16 protein-coding genes and 1 tRNA gene are annotated in these 16,117 nt (G+C 74.1%); 7 read left to right on the top strand and 10 right to left on the bottom strand.

Annotated elements, in window-relative coordinates:
* Window positions 1–232: 232 nt before the first annotated feature.
* Both J1M38_RS05320 and J1M38_RS05315 read right to left on the bottom strand, forming a co-directional pair.
* Window positions 233–727, bottom strand: coding sequence for an HNH endonuclease (locus J1M38_RS05320; protein ID WP_020628346.1), 495 nt, complete (start codon window positions 725–727; stop codon window positions 233–235).
* Window positions 728–886: 159 nt separating this feature from the next.
* On the bottom strand, window positions 887–1,609 hold the full coding sequence (locus tag J1M38_RS05315) for a metal-dependent transcriptional regulator (RefSeq protein ID WP_020628347.1): 723 nt from the start codon (window positions 1,607–1,609) through the stop codon (window positions 887–889).
* A 128-nt stretch (window positions 1,610–1,737) separates the two neighbouring features.
* Here J1M38_RS05315 and serC point away from each other — a divergent pair, with 128 nt between their 5' ends.
* Window positions 1,738–2,865 carry a phosphoserine transaminase gene (gene serC / locus J1M38_RS05310; RefSeq protein WP_044659024.1) on the top strand — a complete coding sequence of 376 codons (1,128 nt, stop codon included), beginning with the start codon at window positions 1,738–1,740 and terminating at the stop codon, window positions 2,863–2,865.
* A gap of 91 nt (window positions 2,866–2,956) precedes the next feature.
* On the opposite strand, the gene J1M38_RS05305 is transcribed toward serC, so the two are convergent.
* A complete protein-coding gene (locus J1M38_RS05305) occupies window positions 2,957–3,442 on the bottom strand; it encodes a DUF3027 domain-containing protein (RefSeq protein WP_041103071.1) in 486 nt (161 codons plus the stop codon).
* A 3-nt stretch (window positions 3,443–3,445) separates the two neighbouring features.
* Entirely contained in the window at window positions 3,446–3,829 is a 384-nt protein-coding gene (locus J1M38_RS05300; protein WP_020628350.1) for a cold-shock protein, read from the bottom strand.
* 211 nt (window positions 3,830–4,040) lie between these two features.
* Here J1M38_RS05300 and J1M38_RS05295 point away from each other — a divergent pair, with 211 nt between their 5' ends.
* The 5 genes from J1M38_RS05295 to J1M38_RS05275 all read left to right on the top strand — a co-directional run bounded on the left by J1M38_RS05295 (window position 4,041) and on the right by J1M38_RS05275 (window position 8,246).
* The gene (locus tag J1M38_RS05295) at window positions 4,041–4,304 is read left to right on the top strand and encodes a hypothetical protein (RefSeq protein ID WP_041103073.1); all 264 of its coding nucleotides are present in this window, start codon (window positions 4,041–4,043) and stop codon (window positions 4,302–4,304) included.
* 78 nt (window positions 4,305–4,382) lie between these two features.
* Window positions 4,383–5,093 carry a response regulator transcription factor gene (locus J1M38_RS05290; RefSeq protein ID WP_041103075.1) on the top strand — a complete coding sequence of 237 codons (711 nt, stop codon included), beginning with the start codon at window positions 4,383–4,385 and terminating at the stop codon, window positions 5,091–5,093.
* A 1-nt stretch (window position 5,094) separates the two neighbouring features.
* Window positions 5,095–6,900 (top strand): HAMP domain-containing sensor histidine kinase, encoded by a 1,806-nt coding sequence (locus J1M38_RS05285; RefSeq protein WP_069941954.1) that lies wholly within the window; start codon window positions 5,095–5,097, stop codon window positions 6,898–6,900.
* 55 nt (window positions 6,901–6,955) lie between these two features.
* A complete protein-coding gene (locus J1M38_RS05280; RefSeq protein ID WP_010079419.1) occupies window positions 6,956–7,246 on the top strand; it encodes a WXG100 family type VII secretion target in 291 nt (96 codons plus the stop codon).
* Between the two features lie 67 nt (window positions 7,247–7,313).
* Window positions 7,314–8,246, top strand: a complete 933-nt coding sequence (locus J1M38_RS05275; RefSeq protein WP_063190187.1) for a DUF4031 domain-containing protein — start codon at window positions 7,314–7,316, stop codon at window positions 8,244–8,246.
* Between the two features lie 109 nt (window positions 8,247–8,355).
* Here J1M38_RS05275 and groL read toward each other — a convergent pair whose 3' ends face one another.
* From groL to J1M38_RS05260, 3 genes are all read right to left on the bottom strand, one after another.
* Entirely contained in the window at window positions 8,356–9,987 is a 1,632-nt protein-coding gene (gene groL, locus J1M38_RS05270) for a chaperonin GroEL (RefSeq protein WP_063190186.1), read from the bottom strand.
* Window positions 9,988–10,305: 318 nt separating this feature from the next.
* Complete coding sequence (locus J1M38_RS05265) at window positions 10,306–11,328, bottom strand: LytR C-terminal domain-containing protein (protein WP_206481377.1); 1,023 nt, start codon at window positions 11,326–11,328, stop codon at window positions 10,306–10,308.
* Between the two features lie 3 nt (window positions 11,329–11,331).
* Window positions 11,332–11,676 (bottom strand): DUF3263 domain-containing protein, encoded by a 345-nt coding sequence (locus tag J1M38_RS05260; RefSeq protein ID WP_230282309.1) that lies wholly within the window; start codon window positions 11,674–11,676, stop codon window positions 11,332–11,334.
* A 36-nt stretch (window positions 11,677–11,712) separates the two neighbouring features.
* On the opposite strand from J1M38_RS05260, the gene J1M38_RS05255 reads away from it, so the two are divergent.
* Entirely contained in the window at window positions 11,713–12,390 is a 678-nt protein-coding gene (locus tag J1M38_RS05255; protein ID WP_036382484.1) for a uracil-DNA glycosylase, read from the top strand.
* A gap of 13 nt (window positions 12,391–12,403) precedes the next feature.
* Here J1M38_RS05255 and J1M38_RS05250 read toward each other — a convergent pair whose 3' ends face one another.
* The 3 genes from J1M38_RS05250 to J1M38_RS05240 form a co-directional block, all read right to left on the bottom strand.
* Window positions 12,404–14,326, bottom strand: a complete 1,923-nt coding sequence (locus J1M38_RS05250; protein WP_069941867.1) for a threonine/serine exporter ThrE family protein — start codon at window positions 14,324–14,326, stop codon at window positions 12,404–12,406.
* 166 nt (window positions 14,327–14,492) lie between these two features.
* A tRNA-Val gene (locus J1M38_RS05245) sits at window positions 14,493–14,566 on the bottom strand.
* Window positions 14,567–14,765: 199 nt separating this feature from the next.
* A partial coding sequence (locus J1M38_RS05240; RefSeq protein WP_241246500.1) for a S8 family peptidase occupies window positions 14,766–16,117 on the bottom strand: 1,352 nt, incomplete at its 5' end.

Here is a 16,117-nt window from a genome sequence, read left to right as displayed (position 1 = left end):
CTGAGGCTTTCAGCTGCTCGACCAGGTCCTGGCCCGAGGGCTCGCCTGGGTTCTTCTCGTCGATCATGGTCATGATTCTTACCGTTCCTCTCGGTACGGCTTACACAGACCATCTGACACGCCCGGAGAGGCCCGCTCGTCTCATCTCAGCCCGTACCCCGTGGCAAGAACCTCATGACCCACAACATCTAGGAACCGCCGGGCACGGGCGGGCGCGATTCCGCTTCCGGCGTCAGGCCGCCAGGCGCAGGTAGTCCCGCCACGCTTCGGCGGGCCGCTCCAGCTCGCGGATCCGCCACTGGGCCCCGCGCGGGCGCACCGGCTCCACCCGCAGCCGCCAGCCCAGGGCCTCGAGCGAGCGGTCCGCCTTCGCCCCGTTGCAGCGCAGGCAGCAGGCCACGAGGTTCTCCCACGAGTTCTCGCCGCCCCGCGAGCGCGGCCGCACGTGGTCCACGGTGGTGGCGTGGGCGCCGCAGTAGGCGCAGCGGTGTCCGTCCCGGCGCAGCACGCCCTTGCGGGAGACCGGGGCCGCGTCCGTGTGGGGCACCCGGATGTACTGGTGCAGCAGGATCACGAGGGGCCGGCCCCACGCGCGGGTGGGGCTGCGCATCGGGTCACCGGCGTCCTCGAGCACGCTCGCCTTGCCGGTGGCCACGAGCAGCAGCGCCCGGCGGTCGGAGACGACCGAGAGGGGTTCGTAGCCGGCGTTGAGGACGAGTGTGCGCATCGGGGGCCTCGGAAGCGTGGGGACACAGGGGCGTCGTGTCCCCACGCTAGACGCGGGTGCATCGGCGCGCCGCGTGTCGCCTGCGGCGGCGGAAGAGGTTCACCGGCCCGTCACCGGGCCATCACGCCCCCGTCACGCACGACGACGGCGCGCCGCGCCTCAGCCGTCGAGACGCTCGACCCACACGTGCGCGGCCGTGGCCTCGGCCAGCTCGAGGGCCCCGCCGTCCGCGGCCGCGCCGTCCTCCGCCTCGCCCTCGACCCGGATGTACCCGGCGTCGCGGGCGGCCTCGGCACGCACCACACGGCCGGGGGTCACGCCGGCGCCGGCCAGCTGGGCCAGCAGCTCGGGGTCGGTCTGCACGCCCTCGGCCAGCCCGCGGACGCGGAACCGGCCGGCGGTGGCGGCCTCCTCGGAGAGCCGGGCGCCCGCCAGGCCCATGTCGCGGCTCCAGTCCTCGGCGGAGGCCTGCTCGGGCCGGGGCGGGATCGGGGTGCCGTAGGGGGTCTCGGTGGGGTTCTCCAGGAGCGTGAGCAGGCGGCGCTCCACCTGGTCGCTCATCACGTGCTCCCAGCGGCAGGCCTCCTCGTGGACGAGCTCCCACTCGAGGCCGATCACGTCCGCGAGCAGGCGCTCGGCCAGGCGGTGCTTGCGCAGCACGGACACGGCCCGCTCGCGGCCCGCCACGGTCAGCTCCAGCCGACGGTCCGCGCCCACGTGCACCAGCCCGTCCCGCTCCATGCGGGCCACGGTCTGGGAGACGGTGGGGCCGGAGTGCTCCAGACGCTCGACGATGCGGGCGCGCAGCGGGGGGATGCCCTCCTCCTCGAGCTCGAGGATCGTGCGCAGGTACATCTCGGTGGTGTCGATCAGATCCGTCATGGCACGTCCTCTTCCCTCGGGCTCTTCGTCCCGGACATCCTAGCGAGGCGTGAGTCACGTGGACGGCCGGTGGTCCCGGGCGCGGGAGAATGGGCGCGACCCGCGACCCCGAAGCGTCAGGAGCACGCATGACCTCCCCCGCCGAGATCACCATCCCCCAGGACCTGCTGCCGGCCGACGGCCGCTTCGGCGCCGGCCCCTCCAAGGTCCGCCCCGAGCAGCTGAGCGCGCTCCAGGACGCAGCCGGGCTGCTCGGCACGTCGCACCGTCAGAAGCCGGTCAAGGACCTGGTGGCGAGCGTCCGGTCGGGCGTCGCCGAGCTGTTCTCGGCGCCGGAGGGCTACGAGGTGATCCTCGGCGTCGGCGGCTCCACCGCGTTCTGGGACGCGGCCGCCTTCAGCCTGGTCCGCGAGCGCGCCCAGCATCTGAGCTTCGGCGAGTTCGGCTCGAAGTTCGCCAAGGCCACCGACCAGGCGCCGTTCCTGGCGCCGTCGGACATCCGCACCTCCGAGCCGGGCACCCGCCCCGAGCCGGAGGCCGTGGCCGGGGTCGACGTGTACGCGTGGCCGCACAACGAGACCTCCACCGGCGTGATGGCGCCCGTCGTCCGCCCCGCGGGCATCGACGAGGACGCGCTGGTCGTCGTCGACGCCACCTCGGCCGCGGGCGGCCTGCCGGTGGACGTGTCCGAGGCGGACGTGTACTACTTCGCGCCGCAGAAGAACTTCGCGTCCGACGGCGGTCTGTGGCTCGCGCTGTTCTCCCCGCGGGCCCTGGCGCGGGTCGCGGAGATCAAGGAGTCCGGCCGCTGGATCCCGGCGTTCCTGGACCTGGCCACGGCCGTGGAGAACTCCCTCAAGGACCAGACCTACAACACGCCCGCGCTGGCCACGCTCGTCATGCTGGACGCGCAGCTGCGCTGGATGAACGGTCAGGGCGGGCTGGACGCGATGACCGCCCGCACCGCCGACTCCTCCTCGCGCGTGTACGCGTGGGCCGAGGCGTCGTCCTTCGCCACGCCCTTTGTGGCCCGGTCCGAGGACCGCTCCGCCGTGGTCTGCACCGTCGACTTCTCCGACGACGTCGACGCGGCGGCGGTCGCCCAGGCCCTGCGCGCGAACGGCGTGGTGGACGTGGAGCCCTATCGCAAGCTCGGCCGGAACCAGCTGCGGATCGCGACCTTCGCCGCGATCGAGCCCGAGGACGTCGCGGCACTGCTGCGCTGCATCGACCACGTGGTCGAGCGCCTGGCCTGAGCCGTCCCCGGACGGGGACACGGGCCCGCGGGGGACTCCACCGCGGGCCCGTTGCGTGTCCGCCCCGGCGGGTCAGCCGGGGCGCGCCGTCTCAGCCGCGGTCGTCCGGCGCGGTCTCAGGCGCCGGGGCGCCGGGCACGCGGCCCTCGGCCACGGCCTTGAGCCGCTCGCGCTCCTCCTCGTTCACGCGCTCGGCGTACGGCACCCACGGGGGCGCCACGAGCGCACCCTCCCCCGCCATGAGGCCGGTCTCGCACACGGTGACCTGCTTGGCGCGTGGGGCCCGGGCGATCGTCACGTACCAGAGCCAGCCCGCGTAGCCGGGCATGCGGCACGCGAAGCGGTGCGTCAGGAGCCGGTCGTCGTCCACGAGCACGTCCACGTGCTCCCCCACCTCGTCCGGGGCGGCCAGCCCGGCCAGCCCCGCGCGGGCGGCGTCCACGGCGGCGGCGAGCAGCTCGTCGCGGCGCGGGGCCCGGCGACGCGCGGGCGGCACGGCCGCCCTCTCCTCCGCGGGCGCGGGCTCGGCGTCGGGGCTCCGGTGGTCGACGCGCGGGGCGTCGTCGTGGGTGGTCATGGCTCAGGCCTCCAGATCGTCGGCGACACGGCGCAGCACCTGCGCCATCTTCTGCGCCTGGGCGCGCTGGGGGTAGCGGCCGCGGCGCAGGCCGTTGGAGGTCTGGTCCAGCCACGTGATGAGGTCCTCCATGAGGACGGCCATCTCGGTGGCGCCGGGTCGGTGGTTGCGGACCACCGAGGGTGCGGCGTCGAGCACGCGCAGCGAGAGCGCCTGCTTGCCGCGGCGGCCCTCGGCCACGCCGAACTCCACGCGGGTGCCTCCGCGCAGCTCGGTCACCCCGGCCGGCAGGGCCGAGGCGGGCACGTGGACCTCCTCGCCCTCGTCCGTCTGGGCGAACCCGAAGCCCTTGGTCGAGTCGTAGAACTTGATGCGCCCGGTGGGCATGTGCGTCACCTGCTCCTCGTCATGTGGGTCCACCGCGTCGGGCCGGCGCCGCAGGGGCGGCCGTGCTCTCGTCTCGGGTCGGCGGGGTCCGGCACCGGCGTGGCGGTGCGCCGCGGCATCGGTGGGACCAGCCTGGCCGTGCGCCCGGAGGGGACGGCGGAGGACGTGGTCGTCAATGACCTCGCAGGATAGCCCGACTAGAGTGGCGGGCATGCCTCGGACCTCCACCCTCCCCGCCTCCGCGCCCGCCGCCGACCCCGCCGATCACCGGGGCGGTCGTGGCGTCGTCCTGGTGCTGGGCGTGGCCGTGACGGCGGTGTCCGCTCTGGCCCTGGTGGCCCTGCTGGTCGCGTACTTCCTGGCGTGGCCGGCGTCCCCGGCGCTGTTCGCGCTCGCGCTGTTCGGCCTGCCCGTCGGCTTCGGCCTGATGCTGCTGCACGTGGTGCTGGGCGCCGTCCGGCGCTCGCGCCCCTGAGCCGTCGGGCCAACGACGCCCCGTGACATCCAGCACCCTTTCAGGGTGTTCCCAGGTCGGGGCGGTTGACTGGGCCCCATGCAGCCTCAGAACCCCGAAGCACGCCTCCTGGTGGTGGACGACGAGCCCAACATCCGCGAGCTGCTCTCCACGTCCCTGCGCTACGCCGGCTTCGAGGTCACGGCCGCGGCCAACGGCCGGGAGGCCCTGGACGCCGCCGAGGAGTTCCAGCCGGACCTGGCCGTGCTGGACGTGATGCTCCCGGACATGGACGGCTTCACCGTGACCCGCCGCCTGCGCTCCGCCGGCCGTCACTTCCCCGTCGTGTTCCTCACCGCGCGGGACGGCACCGAGGACAAGATCACCGGCCTGACGGTCGGCGGTGACGACTACGTGACCAAGCCGTTCTCCCTCGACGAGGTGGTCGCCCGCATCCGCGCCGTGCTGCGCCGCACTGCCTCCCTCGACGACGACGACGCGGCGGTGCTGCGCGTGGACGATCTCGAGCTCGACGACGACGCGCACGAGGTCCGCCGCGGCGGCGAGGTCGTGGAGCTCTCCCCCACCGAGTTCAAGCTGCTGCGCTACCTCATGATGAACCCGAACCGGGTGCTCTCGAAGGCCCAGATCCTGGACCACGTGTGGGAGTACGACTTCAACGGGGACGCCTCGATCGTCGAGTCCTACATCTCCTACCTGCGCCGCAAGATCGACGTCGGCGGCCGCGAGAAGATGATCCACACCAAGCGCGGCGTCGGCTACATGCTCCGCACCGCGGACAAGCGCTGACGTGCGTGCGCGGCTCGACGCCGCGGCGGCCCGCGTCCGCCATCCGCGCGCCTGGCTGAGGGGCGCGTGGCAGGGGCAGTCCCTGCGCACCAAGCTGGTCGTGATGATCGCGGCGCTCATGCTGGCCCTGGTCGCCGTGACCGCCGTGGCGACCGCGGTGCTGTTCCGCCAGGAGGCGGTGCGCCAGCTGGACGAGGACATGGCCGCCAACCGGGACACCGTCTCGATGTACCTGGCCAACGTCGCCCAGACCGGTGAGTACTACATGCCGCAGCTGCCCATCCTGCGCTTCTACGGCGTCGTGTGGGACAACGAGGGCGCGCGGGTCGTCCAGACCCCGGTGATGCCGGACGCGGACGAGCCGGCCCTGCCGGACATCACCCCGGCCGAGGCCCTCGAGCGCGGCTCCGCCTCCTTCGAGGTGCCCGGCACACAGCCGGACTCGAGCGGCTGGCGCGTGCAGCTGTACGGGCTCAGCAGCGGCGACGGCACCATGGCCGTGGCCCTGCCCCTGCAGAGCGTGACCTCCTCCGTCGAGCGCGTCACCTCAATCGTCGTGACCATCGGCCTGCTCGCGACGGCGGGCACCGTGATCGTGGCCAACCTGGCGGTCCAGCGCGCGTTCCGCACCCTGAACCGCGTGGAGCGCACCGCCGCCAAGATCGCCGCCGGCGACCTGAGCCAGCGCGTGGAGAGCGCGGCGCCCGACACCGAGGTGGGCCGGCTCTCCCGCTCCCTCAACGCCATGCTCGCGCACATCGAGTCCGCGTTCCGGGACAAGGAGATCTCCGAGGACAAGATGCGCCGATTCGTGCAGGACGCCTCCCACGAGCTGCGCACCCCCCTGGTCACCATCCGCGGATTCTCCGAGCTGTACCGGCACGGCGGGCTGCGCGAGGAGGAGGACGTCGCCGCCGCCATGCAGCGCATCGAGTCCGAGGCCACCCGCATGACCCGCCTCGTGGAGGACCTGCTCACCCTGGCCCGCCTCGACGAGCAGCGCCCCCTCGAGCACGCCCCGGTGGACCTGCTCATCCTCGCGATGGACTCCATGATGGACGCCTCCGTGAACGCCCCGGACCGCAAGGTCACCCTCGTGGGCCCCGACGGCGACCGGGCGGCCCCGGCGCCCATCCTCGGCGACGAGAACCGGATGCGCCAGGTGGTGGTGAACCTCATGGCCAACGCCCTGCGCTACACCCCCGCCGGCACCCCCATCGAGATCGCGGTCGGCACCGTCGACCACCTCGGCGGCCAGGCCGGGGCGGACGGCGCGGGCCGCAGCTCCGTGATCGAGATCCGTGACCACGGGCCGGGCGTGTCCGAGGAGGACCGCGCCCGCATCTTCGAGCGGTTCTACCGCGCGGACACCTCCCGGCACCGCGAGACGGGCGGCACGGGGCTCGGCCTGGCCATCGTCGCGGCGATCGTGGCCCAGCACGGCGGCTCCGTCCGGCTGCTGGAGACCGAGGGCGGCGGCGCCACCTTCTCCGTCCACCTGCCGTGGGCGCCGTTCGAGGACGAGGCGGACGAGGACGTCGAGGACGAGCGCCCGTCCGCACGGGACACCGACGACGACGCGGCCGGTCCGCCCAGCGGCCCCCTCGCCCTGACCGCGCCGTCAGGAGCCGGCGCCAGCGCCGCGGACGCCGCCCGGAGCAGCCGCCTGCTGCGGGCGGCGGAGCGGTTCCGTCGTGCCTCGGCCGAGCGCCGCCGTCGGGCTTCTGCTCCTGCACAGGCGCCCGAGGCCAGCGTCCCGTCCCCAGGCGAGGACGACCCGGCGGCCGGGCGCGACGCGCGTCCCTAGCGTGGTGCCCGGCGGCACCCGCCGCCCATCAGCACTCATCAGAGGGGACAGTCACATGAGCATCGTGCAGATCGACGTCGAGGACCTGCGGGCCAAGAGCGGGGCGGTGGAGGGCTCCATCGGCCGCCTCCAGGCGGAGGTGAGCACCATGGAGGCCAACCTGCGCCAGCTGCAGGACACCTGGCGCGGCCAGGCGGCCGCGAACTTCCAGGGCGTGCTCACCGAGTGGCGCGCCACCCAGCAGCGCGTGGAGGAGTCCCTGGCGGGCATCCGCCGCGCGATGGACGCCGCCGCCACCCAGTACCAGGACGCCGAGACCGCCAACGCCGCGATGTTCCGGTTCTGAGCGCCCGGAACGGTCCGGGGTGCGGCCGGCCGGCCGCGCCCCGGTCCGTGCTTCCTAGAGTGGGGGCATGACCGTCCTGATCGACCCGCCCGCGTGGCCCGCCCACGGCACCGTGTTCTCCCACCTCGTCTCCGATGCCTCCCTCGAGGAGCTCCACGCGTTCGCGCGGGCGGCGGGGCTCTCGGAGCGGGCCTTCGACCGGGACCACTACGACGTGCCCGCGCACCGACGTGCCGAGCTCGTGGCCCGCGGGGCGGTGCCCGTCACCGGACGGGAGCTGGTGCGCCGGCTCGCCGCCTCGGGGCTGCGCGTGCCCGCCCGGAGCCGCGCCGAGAAGCGGGACGTGGTCCTCGCCCGACGCTGGGCGCGGCTGTTCGAGGGCACGGCGGCGAGCCCGGACGCGGTGACGACGGCGGGACACGACCTGCTGGCCCGCTGGGCGGAGCCGCATCGGCACTACCACGACCCGGCCCACCTGCTCGCGGTGCTCGAGTCCGTGGACCTGCTCGAGCGGGCGGGGGCAGAGACCGGGACGGATCCGCGGGCGGTCCGCCTGGCCGCGTGGTTCCACGACGCCGTCTACGCCGGGGACCCCACCGCGCCCGCCGGCCAGGACGAGGCGGACTCGGCCGCCCTGGCCCGGGACGTGCTCACCGCTCCGCGGCTGGCCGTGCCGGCCGACGTCGTCGACGAGGTGGCGCGCCTCGTGCTGCTCACCGCCGCCCACGACCCCGCCCCGCACGACGCGGCCGGGGCGGTGCTCTCGGACGCGGACCTCGAGGTCCTCGGCCGCTCCCCCGAGGCCTACGCCCGCTACGTGGCCGCGGTGCGGCGGGACTACGCGCACGTGTCCGACGCGGACTGGGTCCGCGGTCGCAGCAAGGTGCTGGACGCCCTGCTGGACGCCGAGCGGCTGTATCGGACCGCGCCCGGCCGAGCACGCTGGGAGGCCGCCGCCCGCCGCAACCTGGCGGCGGAACGGGCCGCGCTGTCGGCCTGAGCGGGGCGCCCCGGTGCTGACCCGGGACGCGGCGAGGCCCGCCTCCCGGGCGGGGAGGCGGGCCTCGCAGGCTGGGCGCCCGAACGGGCCGGGCCGGCTCAGCGGCTGATCACATCATGCCGCCCATGCCGCCCATCGGGTCCATGCCCTCGGCGCCGGCGGCGGCCTTCTCGGGCTTGTCCGCGACGACGGCCTCGGTGGTCAGGAACAGGCCCGCGATGGACGCGGCGTTCTGCAGGGCCGAGCGGGTCACCTTCACCGGGTCGTTGATGCCGGCGGCCAGCAGGTCCTCGTACTCGCCGGTGGCGGCGTTCAGGCCGTGGCCGTCGTCGAGGGTCTTGACCTTGTCCGCCACGACGCCGGGCTCCAGGCCGGCGTTGAGGGCGATCTGCTTCAGCGGGGCCTCGATGGCGACCTTGACGATGTTCGCGCCGGTGGCCTCGTCGCCCTCGAGCTGCAGGCCGCCGAACGCCTTGGCGCCGGCCTGGATCAGGGCGACGCCGCCGCCGGCGACGATGCCCTCCTCCACCGCGGCCTTGGCGTTGCGCACGGCGTCCTCGATGCGGTGCTTGCGCTCCTTGAGCTCCACCTCGGTGGCCGCGCCGGCCTTGATGACGGCCACGCCGCCGGCCAGCTTGGCGAGGCGCTCCTGCAGCTTCTCGCGGTCGTAGTCCGAGTCGGTGTTCTCGATCTCGGAGCGGATCTGGGCCACGCGGCCGGCGATCTGCTCGGCGTCGCCGGCGCCCTCCACGATGGTGGTCTCGTCCTTGGTGATGACCACCTTGCGGGCGGTGCCCAGCAGGTCGAGGGTCGCGTTCTCCAGGGACAGGCCCACCTCGGAGGAGATGACCTGGCCGCCGGTGAGGATGGCGATGTCGGCGAGCATGGCCTTGCGGCGGTCGCCGAAGCCCGGGGCCTTCACGGCCACGGACTTGAAGGTACCGCGGATCTTGTTGACCACGAGGGTGGCCAGGGCCTCGCCCTCGACGTCCTCGGCGATGATCAGCAGCGGCTTGCCCGACTGCATGACCTTCTCGAGGATCGCCACCATGTCCTTCACGGAGGAGATCTTCGAGTTGACGATGAGGATGTAGGGATCCTCGAGGACGGCCTCCTGGCGGTCCGCGTCGGTCACGAAGTAACCGGAGATGTAGCCCTTGTCGAAGCGCATGCCCTCGGTGAGCTCGAGCTCGAGGCCGAAGGTGTTGGACTCCTCGACGGTGATGACGCCCTCCTTGCCGACCTTGTCCAGGGCCTCGGCGATGAGGGAGCCGATCTGCTTGTCCGCGGCGGAGATCGAGGCGGTGGCCGCGATCTGGTCCTTGGTCTCGATCTCGCGGGAGGCGGAGAGCAGCTCGGAGGTGACGGCCTCCACGGCCTTCTCGATGCCGCGCTTCAGCGACAGCGGGTCGGCGCCCGCGGCCACGTTGCGCAGGCCCTCGCGGACCAGCGCCTGGGCCAGCACGGTGGCGGTGGTGGTGCCGTCGCCGGCGACGTCGTCGGTCTTCTTGGCGACCTCCTTGACGAGCTCCGCGCCGATCTTCTCGTACGGGTCCTCGAGCTCGATCTCCTTGGCGATGGAGACGCCGTCGTTGGTGATGGTGGGAGCGCCCCACTTCTTCTCCAGCACCACGTTGCGGCCGCGGGGGCCGAGGGTCACCTTCACGGCGTCGGCCAGGGTGTTCAGGCCCTTCTCCAGGCCGCGGCGGGCCTCTTCGTCGAATGCGATGGTCTTGGCCATGTGCAGGTCCTTTCTGGACGTCGGCTTCCTACTGCTGGTGGCTGACCCGCGCCGATGCCCGCGACGGACGGCCCCTGGGGGCCTCACCGGTGGACAGGTCCTCCTCCACGGCGCCGGACCGGCCGGGGTACGGCTGGCAGTCGCGCCTTCGGAGTGCTAACCCCATTATGAGCACTCGCACCGGGAGAGTGCAAAAGGTCTGCGGTGCGGGGCCCGCCCTTCCGCGGACGGCGGACGGCCCCCGGCAGAACGCCTCGGAAGGCGCCCCGCCGGGGGCCGGAAAGGGCGCGCGGCCGACACGGCCGCACGACGGGCGGATCAGCCGGTGACGACCACCGCGACGCCGTTCACCTGCAGGTTCGGGGTCTGCATGACCGGGAAGCCGAGCTCCTTGCCGACCGCCTCGGCGGCGGCCTTGTTGGCCGAGCCGTTGTACAGGACGGTGGAGGACTGGATGCCGTAGCCGCTCCAGTTCTTCGCGTCCACCGAGGTGTAGCCGGCGCCCGTGAGCCGCTGCGCGTAGGAGGCGGCGAGGCCCTGGGTGCGGGTCGCGTTGTACACGGTGACGTGGGTGCCGCGCACGGCCGCGGACTGCGCGGCTGCACGAGAGCTCGACGCGGCCGCAGACTGCGCGGCCGCACGAGAGCTCGACGCGGCCGCAGACTGCGCGGCCGCACGAGAGCTCGACGCGGCCGCAGACTGCGCGGCCGCACGGGAGCTCGACGCGGCCGCGGACTGCGAGCGCGAGGCCTCCGCCGCGGCGGCCGAACGGGACGCGGCGGCGCGCGAGGACTCCGCCGCCTGGACGGCCGCCGCCGACCGGGACGCCTCTGCGGACTGCGCGGCGGCCTCGGAACGCGAGGCCTCCGCCGCCTGTGCCTCCGCGGCGGCACGGGACGACGCGGCAGCCTGGGACGACTCGGCGGCCTCGGCGGCAGCCGCCTCCTGCGCCGCCCGCGAGGACTCGGCCGCGGCCGCGGAACGGGACGCCTCCGCCGCGTCCTCGGACGGGGTGGCGGACTCGGTCGCGGACGCAGTCGACGCCGACGCGGAGGACGCCGAGGAGGACACGGACGACGCCGACGTCGACGGCGCGGCAGCCGGGGCCGTCGTCGAGCTCTCGGCGGCGACGGGCTCGGAGCGGTCGCCGGTGAGCCACGGCAGGACGACGCCCACGAACAGGCCGGCGAGCAGGACGAGGCCGGCCACCCAGAGCAGCGGGCTCAGGCGGCGACCCCCGCCCGCGGCGGTCGCGCCGGCAGCGGCGAAGGACTCGCGGTGCGCGCCGCGCTGGTCCGTGTACTCGGGGACCTCGTCGAAGCGGTCGGGCTGGTAGGCCATGGGTCAGTTCTCCTGGCGGGAAGCGGGCGTGGACGGCGCCGGATCCGCGGGTCCCCTCCGGGCCCGGCTGCGGGTGCCGCGCTTGCGCAGCAGCCGCGTGACCAGCAGGGGTCGGTAGGCCAGGGCGGCCTCACGGTCCAGCAATCCGTTCAACACCTGATAATAGGCGGTCGGAGACAGCCCCAGACGCTCTCGGACGGCGTGGTCCTTGGCCCCGCCGTACCGCCAGGTGGCGGCCTCCAGGTCCAGGACCGCACGCTCCAGGTCCGTCAGCTCGTCCCGTCGCGCACGCGCGCGGGCACCCTCCTCCGGGGCCGGATCGGGCGAGACGGGCGTGGGGTGGGACATGGCGGCCACTGTACCCACCCGGTCTACCCTCGGGGCATGGAGTTCATCGCGCCCCTGGATCCGGGCTGGGAGGCGGCCCTCGCCCCGCAGGCCGCCGCGTTCGAGCAGGTCGGCGAGGCCCTGCGTGCCCGCCGGGCGGCCGGAGAGCAGGTGCTGCCGGCGCCGGAGCACATCCTGCGGGCGTTCCGTCAGCCGTTCGCGGACGTCCGCGTCCTCGTGCTGGGCCAGGACCCCTACCCGACGCCGGGCCATCCGATCGGCCTGAGCTTCGCGGTGGACCGCCACGTGCGGCCGCTGCCCCGCTCCCTGGCCAACATCCACCGGGAGCTGCACGACGACCTCGGCATCACCCCGCCCGCCCACGGGGACCTCTCCGCGTGGACGGACCAGGGCGTGCTGCTGCTGAACCGCGCCCTCAGCGTGCGGGCCGGCGCACCCGGCAGCCACCGCGGCCTCGGCTGGGAGCAGATCACGGAGGCCGCGGTGCGGGCCCTCTGCGCGCGCGGCACCCCGCTCGTGGGGCTGCTGTGGGGAGCCGACGCGCGGCGCATGGCGCCGCTGCTGACGGCGGCGGGGGCCGGCGTCGTGGAGTCCCCGCATCCCTCGCCCCTGAGCGCCCACCGCGGGTTCTTCGGCTCCCGGCCGTTCAGCCGGGTGAACCGGCTCCTCGAGGCGGCCGGCGCGGCCCCGGTGGACTGGCGCCTGCCCGACTGAGCCGGGCCGCCGGTCAGCCGCGCTGGTGCATCACGAGTTCGGTGGGCAGCAGCGTGCCCATCCGGTCGGTGATCGGCTTGGCCAGGGTGTTGCCGAAGGCGACGCCGGCCGCGATCGCCACGACGATGACCGCGGCGTTGAACAGTCCCTCGACGCCCAGCAGCGTGGCCCCGGTCTCCACGGTGAACCCGTAGACGGACCGGAACATGGTGAGTCCGGGAAGCAGGAACAGCATGGACGGCAGGACGATCACGAGCGCCGGGGCCGCGAGCCGCTGGGCCACCAGGCGGCCGAGGAACCCGACCGCCGCCGCGGCGACCGCGGGCACCAGCCGGTCGCTGACCCCGATCTGCTGCGCCGCCAGGTACGCGCCGAAGCCGGCCCCGGACACGAGACCGCAGGCCAGGATCTGGGGCCACCGCGACTGCTCCACCACCGCGTCCGCCATGCCCGCGGCCATCACGAGGCCCAGCAGCAGCAGCGGCGGATAGCTCAGCGTCCCCGCCTCGGCCAGGTCCAGCTGTTCGAATCCCAGGAGATCCCCGATGCCCACGGCGATCATGATCCCGGCCATCACGCCGGCGAACACGAGCAGCGCGGAGAGGAAGCGGCCCGCGGCGGTCACCGGGAAGCCGTGGATGGCGTCCTGCACCGCGGTGACGAACCTCGCCGTGGGCAGGAGCATCATGATGCCGCCGGCGATCACCAGCGCCGGGTTGACCGGCAGGTCGAGGGCGTGGGCCATCAGCGCGATCACCGTGGCCGTGATCGCCCCGAACATCGTGGAGAAGATCTCCGGGAAGCGCGCCTTGTCCGCCTGGACCTTGAGCCAGAAGACCAGCCAGGTGGAGACCATGCCCAGGGCCGCGCCCGTCCAGGTCCCCCCGATGAACGGCACGAAGCAGGCCACGAACACGCCGGAGAAGAGGACCTCGAAGACGGCGGGGAACGGCTTGGGCTGATGCCGGATCTCCACGAGCCGGCGCTGGGCCTCGGCCCGGTCCACCTCGCCCGCGGCGATCTCCTCGACGAGCCGGTGGACGGCCACGGGCCCCTCGAAGTTCACCGAGGCCGAGCGGACCACCCGCTGGAGGGTGAACGGGGCCTCGCCGCGTGAGGAGTCGGGCGCGTAGTTCAGGGAGATGGACTGGTTGGTCAGGTCCACCTCGGTCTCGAGGATCCCGTAGGCCTGCGTGGCCACGATGATCGAGGTCTCCACGTCCAGCGAGGCCGCCCCGAAGCTGAACATCGTCTCGCCCAGCTTGAGCGCGAAGTCCAGGGTGGTGCGGGCCTCGAGGGCCTGCGCCTCCGCGCGGCGCTGCTGCAGCGTGGAGCGCATGCGGCGCCCATACGGCGAGGAGTGCAGGCGGTCGGCCAGCACGAGCGCCTGCGTCGGCAGGTTCTCGACGAAGACCTCACGGGAGCGCCGGCCCCGCCGACGCCCGCGCTTCTCGGGCGGGCCCACGGGGACCACCGGGTCCGGGACGGTGACGTCCGGCTCGGGGATCACATCCGGGGCGGGCAGGGCGCCGTCGGCCTCCGCGGGCGCCAGGACGGAGGTGGGCACCTGCTCGGACAGCGGCGGCTCGGTCAGGGGCGCGTCCGCGGCCGGCTCCGGCAGCGTCTCCGCCTCCGGCTCGGCCGATTCCTCCGGCTCCGGCGCCGGCGTCGAGACCGGATCGGCGGCGGCGGGGCGGACCACGGGCGGCAGCGGCTCGGTCGGCTCGACGGCGACCGCGGCCGCGGCCGGGTGGGCCGACTCCGCCGGGTCGAGGTCGAGCAGGCCGGGGTCCTCCGGGTCGATCGCGAGGTCGCCGACAGCGGCGGCGTCCTCGGCGCCGGCCGGGCGCAGCACGGGGATGAGCGTGGGGACGGCCGGGGGCTCCGCGATGTGGGGGTCGAACCGCGCCGGCTCCTGGGTGCCCTCCTGCTCCATGCGGCTCACCCTCTCCTTCCGTATGCGGGCGCTGGACGCGAGACGGCGGTGGGCCGAGCCCCGCCGACGCGTCCATCCAACCACGCCGACACCTCCCCCGCCGGGGCCTTCGGCACCGCGGCCCGGGGATGCGAAAGGGCCCTCCCGGAGGAGGGCCCTGCTGCGGTGGATCTTACTGGACTCGAACCAGCGACCTCTCGCGTGTGAAGCGAACGCTCTAACCAACTGAGCTAAAGATCCGGGCGTCGCCCCATGGGGGTGACAACTCGAAGAACGATACCTCAGGCGGCGTCGCCTGTCCACCCGGGCGACGGCCGCCCCGCGCACGGCGGAGCGGCCATCGAGAGCCGACGAGCACGTCAGGCGTCGGTCAGCGTGGCGCCGGGCTCGAAACCGCCCTGGGCGACCAACGAGGTCCCGGCGCCCGGGCGGGCTCCGGTCAGGAGCTGCCACCGAGGGAGGAGACCGCCCTGGCGGCGTCCGCCAGGCCGGCGCCGCAGCCCGCGGAGCAGGTCACCGGCATGGAGCGGGCCGTGGACCTGAGGGTGGACTCGACCTGGGCCGGGGTGAGGCTCGGCCGCTCGGCCAGCAGCAGGGCGGCCAGGCCCGCGACGTGCGGGGTGGCCATCGAGGTGCCGTTGTAGGCGGCGTGGCCGGCCGTCGTCGGGGTGGTGGCGCCGTTGTTCACGGTCGAGATGATGTTCGCGCCCGGGGCGGTCACGTCCACGGCGGAGCCGTAGTTCGAGAACGAGGCGCGGGCGCCCTGCGAGGTGGAGGCGGCCACCACGATGGTGTTCCGGCAGTTGGCCGGGCGCACGTTGGCGGCGGGCTGGTTCTCGTTGCCCGCCGCCACAACGACGGGCACGCCGCGGGAGACGGCCGCGTTGATCGCGTTCTGGTAGGTGGTGCCGCACATGCCGGAGCCGCCGAGGGACATGTTGATGACGTCCGCCGGGTTCGGGTTGGCCGGCACGCCCGCCACGGTGCCGCCGGCGGCCCACACGACCGCGTCGGCGATGTCGGACAGCGAACCGCCGCACTTGCCGAGCACGCGGATGGGCTGGATCTTCGCGTTCGGGGCCACACCGACGACGCCCTGGGAGTCGGCCACGGCCGCGACGGTGCCCGCCACGTGGGTGCCGTGCCACGAGGAGTCGGAGGCGCCGGTGGTGCCGCACTCGCCGGCGGCGTACCAGTCGCCCTCGTCGCGCGGGTTGGAGTCGCGGCCGCCGCCGTCGCGCGCCGCCCTGCCGTCGGAGATGAAGTCGTAGCCGGGCACGACGTTGCGGTCGAGGTCCGGGTGGGAGGTGATGCCGGTGTCGATGACGGCCACGGTCGCACCGGAGCCCGCCGTGCGGTCCCACGCCCCGGGGACCCGCATGCCGTGGGTGCCGGTGAAACCCCACTGCTGCGAGTAGAGGGCGTCCACGGGGCTCAGGCCGGTGGCGGTGAGGATGGCGTCCGGCTCCACGGCCTCGACCGCCCCGGAGGCCTTCAGGTCGGCCATGAACTTCGCGGACTCGGCCTGATCCAGCTTGCGGTCCGCCTTGACCACGCGGGAGCCGAGCGCGGTCTCACGCAGCTCCTTCACGGAGACGCCGGCCTCCTTCGCGGCCTTGCCCCAGGCGTTCGCGCGGCCCTTCGCGTGGGCGGTGGCGGCGGTCTCCTTGTAGGTGACGATGAAGGAGTCGTAGCCGTCGGCGTTCGGGTCCTCGACCTGCGCCGCCGCCAGGGGCGAGGCGGCGGTCGGGGTGGCTGCCGGTGCGGCGGGGGCGTCGCCGGAGGGCTGTC

Source organism: Micrococcus sp. KRD070 (assembly GCF_017168435.1).
GTDB lineage: Bacteria > Actinomycetota > Actinomycetes > Actinomycetales > Micrococcaceae > Micrococcus > Micrococcus luteus.
Note: the sequence above shows the minus strand (reverse complement) of the source record. Positions and strands in the feature narration are given on the sequence as shown.